Origin of the sequence: Psychrobacillus sp. L4, from assembly GCF_042944905.1 — a bacterium.
In the GTDB taxonomy this organism is placed as follows: Bacteria; Bacillota; Bacilli; order Bacillales_A; family Planococcaceae; genus Psychrobacillus.
Genome location: NZ_CP168496.1, coordinates 2028709 through 2047224 on the forward strand (window position 1 = coordinate 2028709; position 18516 = coordinate 2047224).

General features: G+C 33.0%; 24 protein-coding genes and 1 pseudogene. 5 read left to right on the forward strand and 20 right to left on the reverse strand.

Annotation, left to right across the window (positions count from 1 at the left end; genetic code table 11):
* Nucleotides 1–80: 80 nt before the first annotated feature.
* From ACEPXG_RS09690 to ACEPXG_RS09730, 9 genes are all read right to left on the reverse strand, one after another.
* Nucleotides 81–659: a hypothetical protein gene (locus ACEPXG_RS09690; RefSeq protein ID WP_391201460.1), complete on the reverse strand. Its 579-nt coding sequence runs from the start codon at nucleotides 657–659 to the stop codon at nucleotides 81–83.
* An 85-nt stretch (nucleotides 660–744) separates the two neighbouring features.
* Nucleotides 745–1128: a S16 family serine protease gene (locus ACEPXG_RS09695; RefSeq protein ID WP_391201463.1), complete on the reverse strand. Its 384-nt coding sequence runs from the start codon at nucleotides 1126–1128 to the stop codon at nucleotides 745–747.
* Between the two features lie 417 nt (nucleotides 1129–1545).
* Nucleotides 1546–1947 (reverse strand): hypothetical protein, encoded by a 402-nt coding sequence (locus ACEPXG_RS09700; protein WP_391201466.1) that lies wholly within the window; start codon nucleotides 1945–1947, stop codon nucleotides 1546–1548.
* A 185-nt stretch (nucleotides 1948–2132) separates the two neighbouring features.
* Complete coding sequence (locus tag ACEPXG_RS09705; RefSeq protein ID WP_391201469.1) at nucleotides 2133–2678, reverse strand: hypothetical protein; 546 nt, start codon at nucleotides 2676–2678, stop codon at nucleotides 2133–2135.
* Nucleotides 2679–2849: 171 nt separating this feature from the next.
* Nucleotides 2850–3242, reverse strand: coding sequence for a leucine-rich repeat domain-containing protein (locus tag ACEPXG_RS09710; RefSeq protein WP_391201472.1), 393 nt, complete (start codon nucleotides 3240–3242; stop codon nucleotides 2850–2852).
* A 171-nt stretch (nucleotides 3243–3413) separates the two neighbouring features.
* Complete coding sequence (locus tag ACEPXG_RS09715; protein WP_391201475.1) at nucleotides 3414–3527, reverse strand: hypothetical protein; 114 nt, start codon at nucleotides 3525–3527, stop codon at nucleotides 3414–3416.
* Between the two features lie 402 nt (nucleotides 3528–3929).
* Nucleotides 3930–4424: a hypothetical protein gene (locus ACEPXG_RS09720; RefSeq protein WP_391201478.1), complete on the reverse strand. Its 495-nt coding sequence runs from the start codon at nucleotides 4422–4424 to the stop codon at nucleotides 3930–3932.
* Nucleotides 4425–4618: 194 nt separating this feature from the next.
* A complete protein-coding gene (locus ACEPXG_RS09725; RefSeq protein WP_391201481.1) occupies nucleotides 4619–4762 on the reverse strand; it encodes a hypothetical protein in 144 nt (47 codons plus the stop codon).
* A gap of 95 nt (nucleotides 4763–4857) precedes the next feature.
* Nucleotides 4858–5367 carry a hypothetical protein gene (locus ACEPXG_RS09730; protein WP_391201484.1) on the reverse strand — a complete coding sequence of 170 codons (510 nt, stop codon included), beginning with the start codon at nucleotides 5365–5367 and terminating at the stop codon, nucleotides 4858–4860.
* Nucleotides 5368–5656: 289 nt separating this feature from the next.
* On the opposite strand from ACEPXG_RS09730, the gene ACEPXG_RS09735 reads away from it, so the two are divergent.
* Nucleotides 5657–6502, forward strand: a complete 846-nt coding sequence (locus ACEPXG_RS09735) for a hypothetical protein (RefSeq protein WP_391201487.1) — start codon at nucleotides 5657–5659, stop codon at nucleotides 6500–6502.
* A 323-nt stretch (nucleotides 6503–6825) separates the two neighbouring features.
* On the opposite strand, the gene ACEPXG_RS09740 is transcribed toward ACEPXG_RS09735, so the two are convergent.
* The 9 genes from ACEPXG_RS09740 to ACEPXG_RS09780 form a co-directional block, all read right to left on the reverse strand.
* Nucleotides 6826–7248 carry a GNAT family N-acetyltransferase gene (locus ACEPXG_RS09740; protein WP_391201490.1) on the reverse strand — a complete coding sequence of 141 codons (423 nt, stop codon included), beginning with the start codon at nucleotides 7246–7248 and terminating at the stop codon, nucleotides 6826–6828.
* A gap of 51 nt (nucleotides 7249–7299) precedes the next feature.
* Complete coding sequence (locus ACEPXG_RS09745) at nucleotides 7300–7662, reverse strand: GNAT family N-acetyltransferase (protein WP_391209863.1); 363 nt, start codon at nucleotides 7660–7662, stop codon at nucleotides 7300–7302.
* Nucleotides 7663–7872 (reverse strand): GNAT family N-acetyltransferase, encoded by a 210-nt coding sequence (locus ACEPXG_RS09750; RefSeq protein ID WP_391201493.1) that lies wholly within the window; start codon nucleotides 7870–7872, stop codon nucleotides 7663–7665. It lies immediately after the preceding gene.
* 310 nt (nucleotides 7873–8182) lie between these two features.
* Entirely contained in the window at nucleotides 8183–8464 is a 282-nt protein-coding gene (locus tag ACEPXG_RS09755) for a CD3324 family protein (RefSeq protein WP_391201496.1), read from the reverse strand.
* 286 nt (nucleotides 8465–8750) lie between these two features.
* Nucleotides 8751–9341 (reverse strand): DUF2441 domain-containing protein, encoded by a 591-nt coding sequence (locus tag ACEPXG_RS09760; RefSeq protein ID WP_391201499.1) that lies wholly within the window; start codon nucleotides 9339–9341, stop codon nucleotides 8751–8753.
* A gap of 33 nt (nucleotides 9342–9374) precedes the next feature.
* Complete coding sequence (locus ACEPXG_RS09765; RefSeq protein ID WP_391201502.1) at nucleotides 9375–9596, reverse strand: hypothetical protein; 222 nt, start codon at nucleotides 9594–9596, stop codon at nucleotides 9375–9377.
* A gap of 40 nt (nucleotides 9597–9636) precedes the next feature.
* Nucleotides 9637–10143 (reverse strand): nucleoside deaminase, encoded by a 507-nt coding sequence (locus tag ACEPXG_RS09770; RefSeq protein WP_391201504.1) that lies wholly within the window; start codon nucleotides 10141–10143, stop codon nucleotides 9637–9639.
* 109 nt (nucleotides 10144–10252) lie between these two features.
* Nucleotides 10253–11026 carry a Cof-type HAD-IIB family hydrolase gene (locus ACEPXG_RS09775; RefSeq protein WP_391201507.1) on the reverse strand — a complete coding sequence of 258 codons (774 nt, stop codon included), beginning with the start codon at nucleotides 11024–11026 and terminating at the stop codon, nucleotides 10253–10255.
* 217 nt (nucleotides 11027–11243) lie between these two features.
* Complete coding sequence (locus tag ACEPXG_RS09780; RefSeq protein WP_391201510.1) at nucleotides 11244–11402, reverse strand: hypothetical protein; 159 nt, start codon at nucleotides 11400–11402, stop codon at nucleotides 11244–11246.
* 540 nt (nucleotides 11403–11942) lie between these two features.
* Between ACEPXG_RS09780 and hpaB the strand changes: the two are divergent.
* Nucleotides 11943–13393 (forward strand): annotated as a pseudogene (gene hpaB, locus ACEPXG_RS09785) (4-hydroxyphenylacetate 3-monooxygenase, oxygenase component).
* A 34-nt stretch (nucleotides 13394–13427) separates the two neighbouring features.
* Here the strand turns inward: hpaB and ACEPXG_RS09790 are convergent.
* Nucleotides 13428–13577 (reverse strand): hypothetical protein, encoded by a 150-nt coding sequence (locus ACEPXG_RS09790; RefSeq protein WP_391201513.1) that lies wholly within the window; start codon nucleotides 13575–13577, stop codon nucleotides 13428–13430.
* 28 nt (nucleotides 13578–13605) lie between these two features.
* Nucleotides 13606–14646, reverse strand: coding sequence for a serine hydrolase domain-containing protein (locus tag ACEPXG_RS09795; protein ID WP_391201516.1), 1041 nt, complete (start codon nucleotides 14644–14646; stop codon nucleotides 13606–13608).
* Between the two features lie 342 nt (nucleotides 14647–14988).
* Here ACEPXG_RS09795 and ACEPXG_RS09800 point away from each other — a divergent pair, with 342 nt between their 5' ends.
* From ACEPXG_RS09800 to ACEPXG_RS09810, 3 genes are all read left to right on the forward strand, one after another.
* A complete protein-coding gene (locus ACEPXG_RS09800; RefSeq protein WP_391201519.1) occupies nucleotides 14989–16215 on the forward strand; it encodes a site-specific integrase in 1227 nt (408 codons plus the stop codon).
* A 153-nt stretch (nucleotides 16216–16368) separates the two neighbouring features.
* Entirely contained in the window at nucleotides 16369–17175 is an 807-nt protein-coding gene (locus tag ACEPXG_RS09805) for a tyrosine-type recombinase/integrase (protein WP_391201522.1), read from the forward strand.
* A gap of 26 nt (nucleotides 17176–17201) precedes the next feature.
* Complete coding sequence (locus ACEPXG_RS09810) at nucleotides 17202–18212, forward strand: tyrosine-type recombinase/integrase (protein WP_391209865.1); 1011 nt, start codon at nucleotides 17202–17204, stop codon at nucleotides 18210–18212.
* Nucleotides 18213–18516: the final 304 nt, after the last annotated feature.

The window sequence follows — 18516 nt, forward strand, 5'->3', positions numbered from 1 at the left end:
TGCTTTACTCCTTCTTTATGTAAAGTACTCGTAAGTTAAATATATAACAAAGAAGATAAATAGTTCGAGTGTCAATTTTTCTATATTCCTCCGCTTATATCAAAGTAATCTGAACTAAAAAATGGCTGGAATTGAAATTCTTTTAATAAATATTTCGTAGAAAGTAGGACACTTTTTACATTTAAGTTGTAATCGATTTCATTTTTCAACTCCTTCTTTAAAGGATACGCCATTCGAAATTTCCAAATTTGTCCACGTATTGCAGAGCCTTCTAATAATATTTTTGAAAAGAATAAAACATACTGATACATGGATGGAAAATCTTTTTTAATCATCTCTTTACTCTTTAAAAATGTTTGAATATACAATTCTAACTCTGGCTGATTTAATTTAGTTCGTTCTGTATGAGAAAAATGAAAAGAACTTCCTTCTTTCCAGTTGCCAAGGCGTACAACAAAAGTAGCAATTGAATAACGTCTTACCTCTATATTTGAATGGTTAAAATACTGATAATATGGCAATTGCGGAAACGACAGTCCTAAATGAAAATCACCTATTTCAAAACCTTTTAATCCAGCTTTCACAGATTCAACTATTTGTTCTTCCAACCTAATTTCATCCCCTAGCTCCTTGTCATCAGTCGCAATTTCTAACTGCAAGACATACCTTTTTGTTTCTACTAATAACTATCATTTTTTGAACTTGAACATGCGATTATAAAGTATATTTTTGTAAGTTGTTTCGTTAATTTTTACCATTTAACTCATTAATTAATTTAACTGCTTCATCGATATGAGTGACATCAAAAACTTGAATATTTCTGTTATATTCTTTTTGAATATTTGACACTTCCTCCGCATTTTCAATTGGGATAATAATATAGGAAAAACCAGATACATCAGCAATTTGTATTTTTTCTTTTATACTCCCTACTTTTAATACGTCTCCCGTTTTGCTTATTGCCCCAGTAACTGCGAAATTAAGATTGTTTTGCAAATTACCCCGGATAATGAGTCCAGTTAGTGCAAGACCTAACTCTGCACTATTTGCATCCGTATGATCCCGATTTAAAAATCCCTTTATATATACGTCTTCTTGACCTAAGTATTGATTTACATTTTCTCTCATACGTTCTACACTATTTTTTTTTAGATACGTTCGAAACTAAAATGAGTTCCAATTTTATATAAATAGTCCGCTTCAAGTTTACAAAACATATTGAAATCACCTGCCACGTTTTACACCGATGCTGGAAAAAAGCTTTCATCAAAGCGAATATTTATTGTTTCAGAACAAGTAAAAAAATTGTACGGTTAGCGAAGAAGATGGATAGGTACCAAATTCTTTAAGTTCCACTTCATCACCCCATAATAGGTATCATTAAGATTAATAATCTAAATCCTTCTTGCACTATCCATTAGTAATAGGTAAACGTTTGAAGTTATCTTCGGCTATAGGCTCATTGTAATTCTGTCATAGCACCAAGAAGCAAAGAGTATGTAACAAATTATCGTTCTTGTATGGTAGTTAAGGAATGTTGTGATACTACGCCTCTAATTTCTGATAAATGGCTACCTTCCAAATTCCGTCTTCCTGTTTTAATGGGTATGTTTTAATATATCTACTTTTTCCAAAAACTATTTCCAATTGCACAACTGTTACATCTTCATTACTTGCTGCGTTAATGGATATATCATCGTAATATCTATACATCAAATAATCCATCTCTAATTCCGAAGAAAAGTTTTTCGGATATTCTCCAATGAATACATCAACAGTAGGTAATTGACCACCATTATAAGTAAGAAGATAGAGTTTCTCAATGTTGTGTTCAAATACTAAATTCATATATACCATGACTATTTCTTCTGGTGTAAAATCACTTAATTGATTAACGCTTCCGTTAAGTAAAAAGTTGTTGTAGGTTTCTAATTTATCTTTTGACAATTCTTCCAGGTACGTAAAATTATATTGTCTGTCTATCGTTAGCGTAACTTGGTTGCTATCTTCAGTTTATATAGAAGCTGAAGTCACTACTTTCTCAGAAGTTGAATTTTTTGGAGCACAACCTATTATTAATAAAGAGATTCCAAATAAAATGAATATCAATCCCTTCAAATTATCGCTCCTCTTCATTGAAATTTAAGTTTGTGTTTAATAAGTCTTGTAGTGTAAATATATTTAATTTGAAATAAAAGCCAAAGTACGAATAGAACTCCGCTTAAAGTAAATAATCCGACTGGGAATAAATAAAACCAATCTGCAAAATAGTGATGTACAATATAATATTTCCCAACATCAAATCCCTCAGATGGATAAAAGAATTCAGTAATCAAGTTCTTAATCATTCCTGCATTTATTGGAAACAAGTATTCAGCTTCTTTTAAATCTAAATAGAAATATTGTTCATCATTGACTCCATCTTTTTTACTATAAATCGCAATACTTTCCGATGTATGAAATTTTTCATTAATAGCTTGAATTGTATTTTCGATTTTTTTAATATCATTATTGTTAAGCTGTTTACCATTAATTTGACTAATCAAGTTATCACGAACCACACTGTATTCAGATTTTATAGAATCCGCTATGTTGAAACTTATTAATCCCAATATTAAAAACAAAAGGGAGATATATATTAAACCCTTAGTTTTCTTATTAAAGCCAACAAAATTCACCTTCATCCCCTCCATTTATATGCAGATATGATTATATTCTATATAAATTCTTAAAAAACCTTCTTATTTAGAATATATATCCATTTCATATTCAGATAAACTACTTCTTTATTAGAACAAGAAACAAGGACTGTATTTACAGCTCAATGATCTTCAATTAATGGTGCCTCTCTAGATAGTTCCATTTAATCCCAACTCATAAAAAATAATGCACCCTTTTTCTTCTAATTCATCTAACCACTTTGGTATGTTTAATTGGTGATTCCATCTAAGATCCAGCCGTTCTAACCCCTCTATTTCAAACAATGATTTTGGTAATTCAGTTAGAAGATTACTTCTTAAATCAACTTCTAATAAATTCTTTAATTGTCCAATCTCTTCAGGTAATGTGGTCAATTGATTATGTCTTAAATTAAATATTCTCAACTTTAAACATTTTTGTAACGATTGAGGTATCTTTTTTAATTCATTTTCTTCCATATCTAAAATACGTAATAATGACAAATCCCCTAAATTTTCTGGAAGAGATGTGATTTGATTTTTTTTAAAATGCAATTCCTTCAAATTACTTAATCTACTAATAGTGAACGGCAACTCCTTTAATGATTATTCATTACTCGCATTTCTATCAAATTGGTTAAATTTCCAAGTTCATCAGGTAACTTTATTAATCTATTATCACTTAGATTTAAATATTTCACTTTGACTAGCTTAGAGATTTTCAGGTGGAATAACTTAAATTTCATTATGCCCTGCATCCAGCATTCTAAGTTCTGTTAAATTCACTATATCAGCAGGTATTTTAACGATCTTATTCTCAGATATATTCAAAATTTCCAGATGGCGCATTTTATAAATTTCTGTAGGATATTTGTTAACTTATTATCAAAAGGTTTAAATTTGTTATCTCTTTTACTGGTACATCCAAATAAGGTAATGAGTCTAATTTCATATGAGGAAAGTTAAGTTGCATTTGTCGGTCTCCTTTTGAGATAGTTATCCATGATTCTCAACAAACGGTTTTAGTTTTCGGTTCCTTAGTCCATCAAGCAATGGTTTTGGTAATTATAAGTATCAAGTTACTATTGATTGTAGAGGAAATATCACCCTAATGAATAGACGGTCCCTCTTCCTTACCCTACCGGTGTATTGTAGGTTTGAAAAATAATTAACTTGTCCACATTACTTAATTAAGAAATTTTAGAAATTTCATGGAAATTAATAAGTACTTCTTGGCTATTTTATAAACAATCACTCTCTAACAGAAGTTAAATCAAATTCATATTGGCTAATGTCATCAAACCCTTTCACACTAAATAAAAGTTTCCCTTTATTATCAAATCCGAATATTTCTATTATCACTATTACCTTACTGGGTTTATACGAAGCAACATAAGCAAGACTCTCTACTGCTTTCTCAGTTATGTTAACTGGATATTGCAAGTATAAACTTCGATCATTACCAACGCCGTTTATAATAGGACTATACAGACTAGTGGTTTCTCCAGGTTCTATTTTATTTATATTACCTAAATCTTGATATACATGAGCATTCTCAAATGCAAAAAAGAAGTTTAAATCTATAATTACTTGTTTACTTGAATTTTTTATTTCAATTGTCACACCATCATCGTACTTTATAAACTCGCCTTGCCAAGTCCATATTAATAAGGAGTAAAATCCGAATAAAATTAGAAAAATAGAAACAATGCCAATCATTATGTATTTAAATCGATTCTTTTTCACCCTTTTCTCTCCCACTTTTTAATACTAAAATGTACCTTTATTGAACAAAAAAAACTGTTGAACATCTTAATCTACAACTTTTTTACTTTAATAGGCACAAAAAAATAAATACAGATACTACAATTCCTATATATCCTACTTTTTTATCTTTTGAAAATCTATTACAGTTAGTTAAGTTACAAAAAGAACTTTCCTTAAAAAAGTCCATTTTGATGGTTATTCCCCTCAATTTCTCGAAGTGAATCAGCTTCCGCCGAATTTTGATTTAATGACTTTTCCTGTTCTTTGAAATTATATTTCCGACCAGTCAAAAAATCCACATCACCCAATGCATACATACCCTCCCCATTTCAACATATACGTAGTATTCGACTAAAAGTTACGTTTAATTTAGTAATGAACTAACCTTTCTAGTTAGCACAAGATAGTTTTTCTAATTTATTGGAGAATTGATTTTTTCTACTAATTCCTCTGCTTGCTTCATAAAGGAATCCATGCTTGCACTTATTGAGATATTTAATCCTAATCCTACTTCACGTAGTATGTCCCGTAGCTCATCAAAGCTCTTTTTATCTTCTTCGGTTAAATCAACGAAACTATATAATTCATCTTTTGGATATTGATTTAATTTTGAATACAATTTTTCGAGAATTTCCTTATCACTCTTAGAAAGTGTTCCTAATTGTTCACCTGTAGTGATACCAACCCAGATACCATTCAATACATCTCCCAATTCAACTGTAACCAAATTGGGTTCAGACCAATTTTCATCCATTTGGTTGGCGATTAAACCTTCCAATTCTACTAAATTATGTTGTACTTCTGTAACAAGAACCTGCTCTTTAACAAAGTTCATCTTTATAATTCCCCAAGCTACGATTGCGATAAGTAATGTATTCAAACCTATTGAAATTCTGATTAACAGCTTTCTTCTTATACTCAACTCCACACCTCCCAATATAGTAAATTATACCATTAAAACCATTGTTCTTATCGAATTAATCTGCCCCTAAAGTTTAACCAAAAGAATCGTTTATCCTTTTTGGATAATTGTACCGATTTGTTGAATAAAAAATAGGTGGATAAGTTGAATAGTAAATTAAAATTGGGAAGTAATTTCACATTCTTTACTTTTTTTATTTCTCTTAGAATGCAGGATTAGCTAATCCAATCATCGAATAAATGTAAATGAGAATGAATCTATTCACATGAGAGGATAATGGTGAGCGTTAGTGGTAGATAAAGAACAGAAAAAAACCTATGGTCAATATGAAATTCCAAACGAAATCCATCTGTTGTATCAATTAGAAAATGACTTAAGCAACGAAGGACTATCACTTAGTCAAATCGGTTTTCAACCAATTTACCAATTCGTACCGTATTGGATTACACCTCCTGATTTGATTGCTTTTGCCAGTACTGGTGGCGGGGGTATCCATTTCGGTTTTTTAACAGATTTTCATTCAGTTTCAAATTTAAGTGAAGCACCAATCGTATGTGTTACTCCAACCAATGATCCACCTCTGCGATATATGGCACGAAACATTCGGGAATTTTTAAACTTAGCCTATTCTGTTCCATATGCTGAAATGCTCGAAACTATGTGGAACTATGAGGATGAAAAACAAATAATTGAACTGATAAAGGAATTTGAGAAAGATACTTCGGAAAATTGGAAGAGAGATCGCGAGTATATACAAACTCGTTACCAGCAAGTTTTTGGTACAAAGAAATTGGATGTAGTAAACTATTTCATTCAAGTGAAAAAAGAAAGGGCTGAGACAATTTATATGACTACATTGGATGGACTGGGTGTAGTTCGAACCAAACCATCTATAAAATCAAAACAGCACTTCAATTTTCCATCCAATCGCAACATCGATGAAGTGGAAATAGAGAAGATGCGAACTTTTTTGGAACATTCCAATGAAACGGAAAAACTAGTATTTGTTCGAGACGCGCATTATCGGTACGTCGTATCGTCAGGTTACGATGAAGCAATATGGGAGTTGTTACTAGAATTACTGATTTCATTAAAACTGGAAGATGAGGCGGAAAGTGTCTCTGAAAGGTGCTAAACACATTTAAAGTCGTAAATTATACGGCAATTTAACCTTTAATAAAAAGCCTGAAATTGCTTCAGGCTTTTACTATTATTTATAAAACAAAATGACAGTTGTTTTATTTCTTTACTATAGTTATTCGATTCGTTCTTCATCTAAACGTTAGTAAAGTTTCAAGTTACTCTTAGTCGAAGAGCTTGCATTGAGCCAACTTTCTTATATGCAATGATATACCCACATACTTAAAAGACCGGTGCATTATATTATTAAGTATCTTTAGACTTGGGGCTGTGCCATCATTTCCATAACCGAGATTCAGTTCTAAAACATTAAAAATTCTATAGATCTTTTTTTAAATAGTAATGCTTATAGTCCCTGCCTACATTATCTAAACTCCCAAACACTTTATATCCATTCATTTCATAAAATCCTAACGCTTGGAAACTTAAGGTATCTACCTTTATGAAATCGCACTCTTTTTTTATAGCTATCTTCTCAAGTTCCGATAATAATTTTGTTCCAAATCCCGAATATCGCATATCCTCATCTATCATAAAAGTATGAATTTCTAACCAATTCCAACACACTTCTGCGAGTATTCCGCCACGGGTATTGCCGTTTTCGTCTTTAAGAAATAAACTGATTTCTTCGTATCTGCCACCTAAATCTACTGGAAAATGCTTTAAATTAAACTTATAAAGCTCATCATCAATATATTGTTTATCAATTTCAGTAAATTCTTTAGTAATATGTAAACTCATTATTCATTTCTCCTTTTATATCATTTTTATACGAATTGTTTACCACAAAAGTTATGCATTCTTTTTCAAAAATTCTGTTTGCAACAAACCATAGATCAACATATCTTTGCATTCCCCCGTAACACCGTGATATTCATACTGTCTTAAACAACCTTCTTTCTTAAAGTAGATTTTGGTCAATAATTTCTTTGAAGCAATATTTTCATCTGTGACGATTGCCTGTATTCTTACTAAACCTAACTGATTAAATCCTATTGATAATACATCTTCTACAGCTTCAGACATAATGCCACGACACCAATATTCTTCGGATAATTCATACCCAATTTCAGCTCGTTTGCCTGAAAATTCACTTAAGAAAATCGTACCAATAATTTCATTTGTTACTTTGTTAGCAATAGCAAAACGAATAATCTAGCCTTCATCGTAACCTTCGTTCCAAGTATTGATTACTTCATAACTTCTTTCTAAAGATTCGGGTCCGTTCCAATCGAGATGACGGTATACCTTTTCATTTGAATAATAGTTGAATAGGGTAGGGGCATCCTCTAACTCTAATTTTCTTAATATAATGCTTTTAGTTTGTACTGTCGGAAACGTTCCTAATAATTTTGAAAAGTTCATTTTATCTCCTCTATCTCTTCTATAATTTAAGATTATCTGTGAGATTGCACGAATAAACTTTCTATATCTAGCATAGTTTTCTCTCCCTTTTCAAAAAGATTACAATATATCTAATTCATAATTTCCAATCAATTAAAATGTGACCTAAATAGAATAATTGTGCCTTCAAAACTATTAGCTGATTCATTTTCTCTCACCTATTATAAGGTTTTATTAGATTATATCTGACTTACAATACTACAAAAACCTCATACTTGTTTCATAAAAGAAAATAAGCCAATGCGGTATTAAACCCCATTGGCTTATTTCATTAATTTATTCTATTTCTTTTTTCTTTTAGTACAATTCTTTGAATACTCTTTAATGACAAATAATATTTTCCAGCTAAAGTATCCATATCCATTCCCGATTGATAATCGTTATAAATATCAGAATTTCTTAAATCAATTTCTCTTCTTATAGCAGTACTGGATCCCCAACTCTTTTTATTGTCTTCTTTTCTCGGGATGTATATATATTCTCCATCAACATACTTTTGTATTAGCTTTATCAACTCAACTGGTAGTAGATTCTTTGCTTTTATATAGCTCATTTTTGCACTCCTAAATATTAGTATTTCTTTTAGGAAGAGCAAAGGCTATTTTTATTTGTATAATTATGCAATAGCCTTTGCTATGCAAAAATAGTATTCCTTCTCATACAATCAATCCTCCTTGCATTTTAGCTTTTTTATTTTCCTACGATTCTGTTTTAATTATTAGTTGTTTCAAATTCAACTTTAACACCTTGTTACCCATTAACTCAATATAAACATTCTGAATGCTCGGCCTATTAAAAAGTCTTTTTCTGAGTCTCTTTTTCAATACCAATTTACTTATTTACGAGAAATCTTCAATAATTTCTACCACTTCAATTATTCCGTCAATCAAAAGCTCAGGTAGCTCGTTTTTTATGTTACCCTTCCAATATTCTCTAGCTTGTTGAATTTTTTTGGAAAAAGGGACCCCATCCTCCTTCGGTAAAAGGTTTCCATCTCCCTCAAAAGAATTTCCAATAACTCGAAGTTTAACAATCTGCAAAACCTTTCTATTGTAAGAATCAAATAATACTTTCCATTTCAAAGTGTCCTCATAGCTTTTCGCAGCGTATAAGCAAGACAACCTTGAAGGATATTCAGGATATTCTTGTATTCTAACCATCTCTACAATTACTTCTCTAATAGCTCTGATTGTTTGATCCACATAATTTAAAGCTACTTGGGCATCTTGATTATTCAAGTTCAAGCCTTCATTTGTATAATGACCTTGGAAAATCTGAATGAAGTCTTCACCTTTAGAATTCAGTTGTTCCCTCTCAAAAAAGAAGGTATATAAGGTGTTCTTTTGATTCTTGCCAAAGTTAATAATCTGCCCTAGACTCATTTTTTTCCTAGTAACAATATGATAAACATACAATTCGTTCTTTTCCATAGTTTGCCTCCAATTGAACCCATCATTATGGATTTACATATCTAATGTCATAACAATTATTACGATAAAAACCACTGTGAAGAAAATACCTCTAATTATTAGGGAATGCCTTACAAATGCCTCATTTACTTTAGGTTCCATTATGTATGCCGGTTGAAACCATAAATGAATAGCCTTTGTTGGATTTATATATTGCCAAATCGAAATTGCATAGAATGCAATGACAATAATAATAAATAAAATTGTGTTAGACATATAATCCCCCTCACCGTCCAGTTCATCGAATAAGTAAATGCTATTTTATTGCATTTCGTAAGTTTGTAACATTATTCGGATTAATTGCCCATTTACTCATAAGCTCTTTTTGCCTATTTTTTAGATCTTCATATGGTTGTTCAATCATTTCTACCACATTAAACCTTTCATCGAAGACCTTAGAATCTTTTATTTTTCTATAACCACCAAATCCTAAGTCGTCATTTAGAAGCCAAACAACTCTTTTGATATTTGCAAATAAAATCCCACCGGTACACATAGGACAAGGCTCTAATGAAGTGTATATTGTGAATTTTTCTCTTTTTATTTTTGCATTAAATATTGTTTTACCCGCATTTCTTATAGCATCAATTTCTGCGTGAGCAGTTGCATCTTTTGCTGGATGTACCCTATTTCGACCTTTAGAAATTAAGTTAAAGTTTTCATCAACAATTACCGCCCCTACTGGGTATGTATTTTCCTTTAATGCTTGCTCTGCCTCTTCCAATGCCATTTCTAAAAAAAGTCTATCTTTATCCATACTCATAATTTTCCCTACCTCTGATATTGGATTTGTGTAATATTTTGTTCAACTATATTGCCCCTTGAGTTCACTAAGAAATGGTGTAGTATTCAGCTTTAGTCCCTTGTTTTGATTAAATAAACCCCAAATTTTTTAATGCATATTCAATTCCGTCGTCACCGGATTTTTTAGTTACGAGATCAGCTATGTTTTTTAATTTTTCATTTCCATTTCCCATGGATATGCCAAGTCCTACTAACTCCAACATATCTATATCATTTTCTCCATCGCCAAAAGCTACCGCTTCCGATTTATCAATTCCAAAGTAGTCTAATACTTTAAGGATTGCTATTGACTTAGAGACGTCATGTTGCAGTACATTTAACACATAAGGATGCCATCTTTTAAATGTAATATGTGGAAATGTATATATGTATTTCTGAACAGTATCATCGTTTGCGAATAAGCACATTAAATAAACTTCTTCTTCATTAATTTTAGAGTTAATAATAGGATACTCATTCAATGACAAAGTTTCCTTTAATGCTTTTAAAATACTTGGATCTTGTACTCCATTCATGCTAAATTCCTCGGTATAAAAGGAGAGCGCGTTATTCTGCATGTATGCAAATTCAACCATTTCTTGAATGATCTCTTTATCCATCGTAATTTTATGAATCACTTTTTGATTATGCTTTACATAGGCTCCATTTGCTGTGATGAAAGTATCAATTCCTATTTCCTCTATTTCCCTGCACATGGAAAAAGGTCTTCCCGTTGCAGCAACAACCTTTATTCCTTTGTTTTTTAATGCTCTTATAGCTTTTTTAGTGCTTTTAGAAATGGTTCCATCCCTGTGATGTGTAATTGTTCCATCAACATCGAAAAATACAATTTTGTAGGTCATAAATATCCCCCTTATAGTTCACAAAGTTAAAAGAGCTGCATTGCAACTCAATGATCTTCTACTAGAGCCAACATTAGTTGAATAAGAGCACTTTCCATTTCTATATGTCAAATCCTAAACTAATAATCTTCCACTCATTGTTATACATTTTAAAAGTTATTCCTAGGAATGCTGGAGGACTTTTGGGCTCTCCATTTAAATTGCTCAAAAGTTTGATTTAATTTTCTATCATTTTTTCTTTTTCATTTAATCTTTCAGTAAATTTTGCATTATCTTCTTCAAACTTACTTTCATTCCCATCTAAAGAGTCATCTTTCTCAGAACAAGCTATTACGAGCGTAAAACTACAAATAATAAATATCAATAATTCCCTCACTATTTTCCTCCCGATTCCTAATTTTTTTCTATTTATTTGCAATTTTAGGTTTTCATCTAGTCGCTTCTCATTATAAGTCGTTTATTTAGGGTTCCAAATTAACTCCATAAACTTTTCATAAGGACCTTTAAACTGATGATCCAGAACTTTTATAAATGCAGTCCTATACGGGTCTTCCACCTATGTTAGAGAGCAAGCAGTCATCAAAAACCCTGACATAATAATTATTATGCTTAAAATAACAATACATAAGGTTCTATTCCTAAGATCAATCATTCAGAATTCCCTCTTTAAAATGATACGGCTTATTCTCCAGAAGGTTTCAATAATTCTCATTTACTATTGTTTCTGCTAATTACCATATTAATGCCTTTTTTCTTATTCAACCTTTCTATTTAGTTAAAGAAGGAATATTAGAATGCTCTATTTACATAGATTAATTTTAGTAATTGTAATAAAATATTGAACAACTTAACTTATTCAAACAGCTATAATCGAATATTTTTTTTAAAAAAATCGATTTAAATTGGGGAGTGAAACATGGGGGCTATTGATGGAAAAGATTTTATTAACCGATTAAATGAGTTAAATAATGAAATTTGGTACGACGGTGAAAAAATTGAGGGGTTGCTCTCTGAACAACCTGCTTTTAAGGGACTGATTCAGTCAAAAGCGGCTCTTTATGATTTACAACATGACCCAAAAATAAAAGATGAGATGACTTTTATTTCCCCAGTTTCAGGAGAACTTATTGGTCTTTCATATTTGCAACCAAAAACGAAAGAGGACTTAATAAGAAGAAGAAAGATGTCTGAACATTGGGCAAGGTATTCAGGGGGTATCACGGGAAGAAGCCCAGATTATTTGAACACAGTTTTAATGAGCTTTACTTCTTCAGTATCCTTTTTAAAAAATAAGGACAAATGTTTTCCAAATAATCTACAATCATTTTATGAATTGGCCCGGGAAAATGACCTGTCGTTTACACATACCTTTTTTCTCCACAAGTGAATCGTTCTCTTATTTACTTTGAAAATACCGATGAACCAATCGCCGCAAAAGTTATTGATAAAAATGAAGAAGGAATCATTATTAAAGGTGCTCGTCTTCTTGCTACGCAAGGTGGTTTAACAGATGAAGTATTAGTATTTAGCGTTGGGAAATTTCTATTTAATGAAGATGAAGCTTTTGCTTTTTCTATTCCTTCTAACACAAAAGGAATAAAGTTTATTTGTAGGGATACATTCATCGGAGGTCAATCTTCTTTTAATCATCCATTAAGCTCGCGGTTCGAAGAAATGGATTCTATCGTTGTCTTTGACAATGTTTTAGTACCTTGGAATAGAGTATTTTATTACAACAATGCGGAAGTAGCTGAGCCATTCCCAATTCAAAGCTCTTTCCATCCCTTTACTAAGCACCAAGTATTGACTAGACAAATTGTAAAAACAGAGTTCGTCTTAGGTATTGCTCAGCTTATTATCGAAACGATTAATATTAGCGAGTATCAGCATGTCCAAGAAAAGATGTCAGAAATCATCATTGGTCTAGAGACAATGAAAGCCTTGTTAGAAAAATCGGAAAATAAAGCAAAATTAGATGAATGGGGATATATGCGACCAGAAATTTTCCCGCTTCAAGTTGCTGGTAACATTTTCCCTAAAATATATCCTCGTTTCACTGAAATTATCCAGCTAATCGGAGCTAGTGGAATGATTACATTGCCAACCGAAAATGCATTTCAATCCACTATTAGAAATGACTTAGATTTATATCTTCAAGGAGCTACTAAGACCGCAGAGGAACGTGTAAAAATATTTCGTTTAGCTTGGGATCTAACAATGAGTTCATTTGGAACAAGACAAACCCAATATGAGCGATACTTTTTTGGCGACCCGATTCGATTATCAAGCGATTTATATAAGAAATATCCAAAAAATGAATATGTCAAGGTAATTAGTAATTTCTTAAGTCTAAAAAAAGAAGAGTAGCAGAAGTTCAATTATTTTAACTTGCCCCTCCCTCTTAGTTGAGCTTTCTTTTAATGGCCGCTTTTATTCCAAGAGGACATAAAAACTTTTCTGAATAAACAGCACTGTTATTATTATCTAAATCTTCATTGAAAAAAGTCACAACTTTAGTTATATGAGTTGGATTCGCTAAAGCTATTTGCATCTTTCTCCCCTCCTTAAAATAAAGCTTTTTAAGACATAAGAGATTTATATATCTCGCCTATAATTCCTTCCATTTGATGAACACCTAATTCTGCATTCGTCATAATAACTGCCCCTTTTTCTATGTGTGAAAATGCAACCATCATGCATTGAAAACCTACTCCCCAACCGAGTGATGTAATTTCTAATTCTTTTTCAGAGCCTTCAACAAACACTCCTAATCCAGCCCAACTCTTGCCTTTTTGCGGTGTTATTATTTCATTTGCTAATCTTTTTGAAATGCCAATTTTACTTTCTCCTTTTAGAGCATTCAATAGCTCAAGAACTAATCGAGCTAAATCTAAAGAAGTTGTCCATAATCCAGAAGCCGCTGGGTATGGATATATAGGATACCTTCCATCTACCAATTCACCGTTTTTATTATGACCACAAGATAATTCTTTTTTATCCTTCTCTAATATTGTTGTTGTATTTAAATGGCTATTTTTCATTCCTAATGGCTTAAATATTAATTCATCCACCGCTTGATAAAATGGCTTTTCAGTAACATCTTCAATTAGTTGCTGAACAACACAAAAACCTGCATCTGAATAGTGAAATTCACTCTCTGGTTCACACTGTACTTTAATAGGAGTTTTACAATAAGTAGTTTTCCCCTCTAATAATTCGACCATCGAAGGAATCCCTATTTTTGAATTTAGTTCAGAAAAGCTACCTTTAGGGTCCTTAATTCCAGATTGATGACTAAGTAAGTTTCTCAATGTAACACTTTTATTTTTAGTGAATTCATTTTCTTGTACTTTCCACGATACAAGTCTTGTATTTATATCCTCATCTAAATCAAGTAGTCCTTCCTCTATTAGTTTTATAGCAATCATTCCTGTTAAGAACTTGCTAATGGAACACGCACTAAAAATCGAATTTTCATTTACTTTTCTATCGCTTTCTACTTCTAGTAAACCATAATTTTCTGTTCCGATAATTTGACCGTTCTCAAGCAATGCAATACTTAAACCTAGCACATTATAATATTTCATTTGTTCTTCGATGTTGATATTTTTTAATTTCATATTTATCCTCCTACAATAGTGTTTTCAATAATATTGTAACACGAATATACGTTCTATTGTATGTATTTGGAAAGAATATTTATATTAGTCGAGTAGAAAGGAACCTCTCTACCTTGCGGTAGATTGTGTTCCTCCCTCCTCACAGAACTTATCCCGACCTCTGGGTTATTCCGACTCTTTAGATGATTATAATTAAAATACATGAAATAACGAATTCTTTTCTCCAAAAGGAGGGGGAAAAGTCGGAATAATAAATTTCACAGTTGTATTTTTCTTACATAAGTCAACCGATAATAAATATTGGTTATCAACCAAATCTATTGTTAATGGAGGCATTATGTAATGAATAAAGTCACAATCCAAGAATTAATTGATTTAGCTAATGAAAACTTGAATGAACTTCAGCTTCGTGACGGTTACATTCATTTCTATCATCACCGTGCATTTCAGCCAATCTCTAATTTTTATCGTGAGAAATCAGAACTATTCTATTGTTCCGAACTGATGGATGAACTTAGGAGTCATTACCAAGAGCTATTTTATTTTGGTAGTATTTCACGAAAAACCCTATGTTGGCGTTTGAGAGGTCTTGGTATTATAAATGAGGTATATAAAACCGGCGGTTTTGCTTGGAAAGTTTTTAGTATCAAAAAAGAATCCCTACTTTCAAGCTATTACAAAAAAATCTTAACTGAATTTCTTTCTAGTCTGGGGGATATCCGTAGAATCGGTATATACAGATCCATCACTGAAAGGTACTTCCTGTTTTTGACTACACACGGACACAGCACAATTGGAATAGTCTCGCCTGTAGTTATTCGAAGTTTCATTGTTGATATATCTACCAGTCGTCCAAAAACCATGGATGATGTAGTAACAGTGCTAAGAAAAATTCATATGTATCTTCGTGAGGAAGGCCTGCTTGATATCCGTTTTGAACCAATCCTTTTCGTACCAAGAGCTCGTGACAAGAAAGTTCTGCCCTGTTTTTCACCAGAAGAATTAAACTTAATACTGAAACAGGTTAATACAGAAACACCGGCAGGAAAAAGGGATAATGCCATCATCCAACTTGGTATCTCCACTGGACTACGTGCTGGTGACATCACAAACCTAAAGCTGACGGATGTTGACTGGATAAACAATGAAATTTATCTGATACAAGGTAAAACAAAACAGCCGCTATCACTTCCATTGGAAGAACGTACTGGTAATGCCATAATTGATTATATTCTTAACGGAAGACCAAAATCAGAATCTTCTTATATTTTCCTGAGAAGTCTTGCACCCTATCATAAGTTTCAAGACGGGGTGGCTATTTCCTGCGTATTTCGGAAATACCTCAAAAGTGCCGGCATCAGCCATACTGTTGGTGACGGAAAAACCTTTCATGGACTTCGTCGGACACTTGGTACGGAAATGGTCGTTCAAGGAATTCCCATTACGACCGTTTCACAGGTACTTGGGCACCATTCGCCAGAAGCTGCTAAGCAGTACATCTCCCTAGATACTAATGGTCTGAAGCAATGTGCATTAAGCTTCGGCACCATCGGGGAGGTCCGAGTATGAAAAATCAAATCGAAAGCCTTTTTACCCCATATATTGAGGAAATGCTTGAATTATAAGGTGAGTCTAGGCTACCAAAGACGCACGTATGAGGGGTTTCTTCGTGATTTCAGCAGATTCTGCTGGGGAAATTTCCCTGAGGAAGACAGACTAACCATGGAACTTGTCCATGCGTGGGCAATAATGCGACCTACAGAAAGTCAGTCAGGATTTCGCAGAAGGCTATCCCCTTTAAGAGAATTTGGAAAGTATCTAAATGCGATTGGTATCCAGAGCTATGTTATACCTTCCGACTTTTCAGGAGGAAGATCCTCATTTATGCCTTATATATTTACAGATGAAGAACTTATAACTATTTTTACTGAAGCTGACCGCCTAAAGAGAAACCAAAACACACCAAATCGTCATCTAATTGTCCCTGCACTATTAAGGCTGATTTATTTCTGCGGTCTACGTCCGAATGAGGGACGTGAAATCAAGAAATTAGATGTGGATCTGGATAGAGGTACCCTCTTTATTCGTAAGAATAAGACGCATAGAGAACGTATTGTACCAATGTCAGATGACATAAGAAATTTCTGCATAGAATATTATGAAAAGCTAAAGATATTCGCACCTAAAAGCGAATACTTCTTTCCAAATCCAGACGGCATCCCGTATTCGGCTGAATGGCTCACCAAGCAATTTCTTTCGATATGGGAACGTAACCAACCTGTACAATGTTCTACAAGAGTACGCGTGTACGATCTCCGTCATAGATTCGCATCGGCTGTAATGATGAATTGGCTAGACGAAGGCGTAGACTTATATGCAAAGCTTCCATACCTAAGTACATATATGGGGCATGCTAGATTTTCTGATACCGCCTATTATATCCATCTCCTTCCTACAAATCTGACTCGTTCCAATGCAATTGATTGGGATTCATTTTCGGCACTGATACCGGAGGTATCACCATGGTAAAATCGGAAAGCTTAAAGTTTTACCAGATGGTACGGGACTTCCTCACAGTCTATTTGCCAAAACAAAAGGCAAGCAGTGCGAATACGATTAAGGCTTACAGAGAGTCATTGAATCTCCTCCTAGAATACCTAAAAGAGGAGGAAAACCTTCCGTTGATGGAAGTTTCTTTTGATAGAATCTCCAGGAAAACCGTGGAAGGCTATCTTGATTGGCTAGAAGAAACTCGCAAATGCAGTATTCCGACCAGAAATCACAGGCTTTCTAGTATACGTTCCTTCTATAAATATGCCGGAAATAGGGACATGTCGATCATTGCCTATACCATTGAATTTGAAATGATACCAATCAAAAAGACAGAGAAAACACAACAGGTGAAATTCTTTGAAGAAGATGCATTAAAGGCAATCCTAGCACAACCTGATACATCTGCTAGAAAAGGTATACGAGATTTATTTTTCATGATATTGATGTATGACACTGCCGGCAGAAATCAGGAAATACTTAATTTGAAAATCAGTGACATTCGTGTATCTACAAAGGATTCCCATGCAGTATTATCAGGAAAAGGAAACAAAATAAGAATCGTACCACTCATGCAAAGAACCATTGATCACTTTAATAATTACATTCGACTTTTTCATGATGGAAAGGTTACAGACGAATTTTTATTCTATGTTATACAAAAAGGGAAAAGACAGGCAATGTCAGCTGATAATGTCGGGAAATTTATGAAACGATATGGGAAAACAGCGAGAGATCAATGTAATAAAGTACCCGAAGGTCTTCATCCACATATGTTTCGTCATTCCAGATCAATGCATCTTTACCGCGGCGGCATGCCACTGGCACTCTTGTCGGAATGGTTGGGTCATGCACAGTTGGAAACAACTAAGATTTATGCAAATGCGGATACACAGATGAAACGGGAAGCGATAGAAAAAGCAACAAGCAGTCTAAATCCATTGACACAGGAACAGAAAGTTACATCATGGCAGAATGATGAAGAATTAATTAAGCGACTTTATGGATTATTATAGACATAATTATTCCGACTTTTTAAGCTATAAGCCATCAAAAACATAGAAAAAACCTGTGTTTTTGATGGCTTACTTATAAAAGTCGGAATTATGCAGAAGTCGGGATAAGTTCTGTTATCCCTACTTCCGGATAACAGAACCGTGCTTGCGCTATTTACGCACACGGCTCCTCCAAGTCACCATTCACAAGATTTACCTAATCTCTTTCGATCAGATTTTGCTTATTCTGCTATCCTCAATAGTTTAGTTTACATTTATTAACTCTACCGCTGTGTGTAGTAAATGTGTCCCTAGTGAGGGTGAT

Excerpts from the sequence above, each read along its gene's own strand:
- ACEPXG_RS09695 (WP_391201463.1), bottom strand. The coding sequence starts at position 1,128 with ATGAGAGAAAATGTAAATCAATACTTAGGTCAAGAAGACGTATATATA.
- ACEPXG_RS09715 (WP_391201475.1), bottom strand. The coding sequence starts at position 3,527 with ATGCGCCATCTGGAAATTTTGAATATATCTGAGAATAAGATCGTTAAA.
- ACEPXG_RS09725 (WP_391201481.1), bottom strand. The coding sequence starts at position 4,762 with ATGTATGCATTGGGTGATGTGGATTTTTTGACTGGTCGGAAATATAAT.
- ACEPXG_RS09740 (WP_391201490.1), bottom strand. The coding sequence starts at position 7,248 with ATGAGTTTACATATTACTAAAGAATTTACTGAAATTGATAAACAATAT.
- ACEPXG_RS09750 (WP_391201493.1), bottom strand. The coding sequence starts at position 7,872 with ATGAACTTTTCAAAATTATTAGGAACGTTTCCGACAGTACAAACTAAA.
- ACEPXG_RS09755 (WP_391201496.1), bottom strand. The coding sequence starts at position 8,464 with ATGAGCTATATAAAAGCAAAGAATCTACTACCAGTTGAGTTGATAAAG.
- ACEPXG_RS09760 (WP_391201499.1), bottom strand. The coding sequence starts at position 9,341 with ATGGAAAAGAACGAATTGTATGTTTATCATATTGTTACTAGGAAAAAA.
- ACEPXG_RS09765 (WP_391201502.1), bottom strand. The coding sequence starts at position 9,596 with ATGTCTAACACAATTTTATTTATTATTATTGTCATTGCATTCTATGCA.
- ACEPXG_RS09770 (WP_391201504.1), bottom strand. The coding sequence starts at position 10,143 with ATGAGTATGGATAAAGATAGACTTTTTTTAGAAATGGCATTGGAAGAG.
- ACEPXG_RS09775 (WP_391201507.1), bottom strand. The coding sequence starts at position 11,026 with ATGACCTACAAAATTGTATTTTTCGATGTTGATGGAACAATTACACAT.
- ACEPXG_RS09790 (WP_391201513.1), bottom strand. The coding sequence starts at position 13,577 with ATGCAAATAGCTTTAGCGAATCCAACTCATATAACTAAAGTTGTGACT.
- ACEPXG_RS09795 (WP_391201516.1), bottom strand. The coding sequence starts at position 14,646 with ATGAAATTAAAAAATATCAACATCGAAGAACAAATGAAATATTATAAT.
- ACEPXG_RS09800 (WP_391201519.1), top strand. The coding sequence starts at position 14,989 with ATGAATAAAGTCACAATCCAAGAATTAATTGATTTAGCTAATGAAAAC.
- ACEPXG_RS09805 (WP_391201522.1), top strand. The coding sequence starts at position 16,369 with ATGGAACTTGTCCATGCGTGGGCAATAATGCGACCTACAGAAAGTCAG.
- ACEPXG_RS09810 (WP_391209865.1), top strand. The coding sequence starts at position 17,202 with ATGGTACGGGACTTCCTCACAGTCTATTTGCCAAAACAAAAGGCAAGC.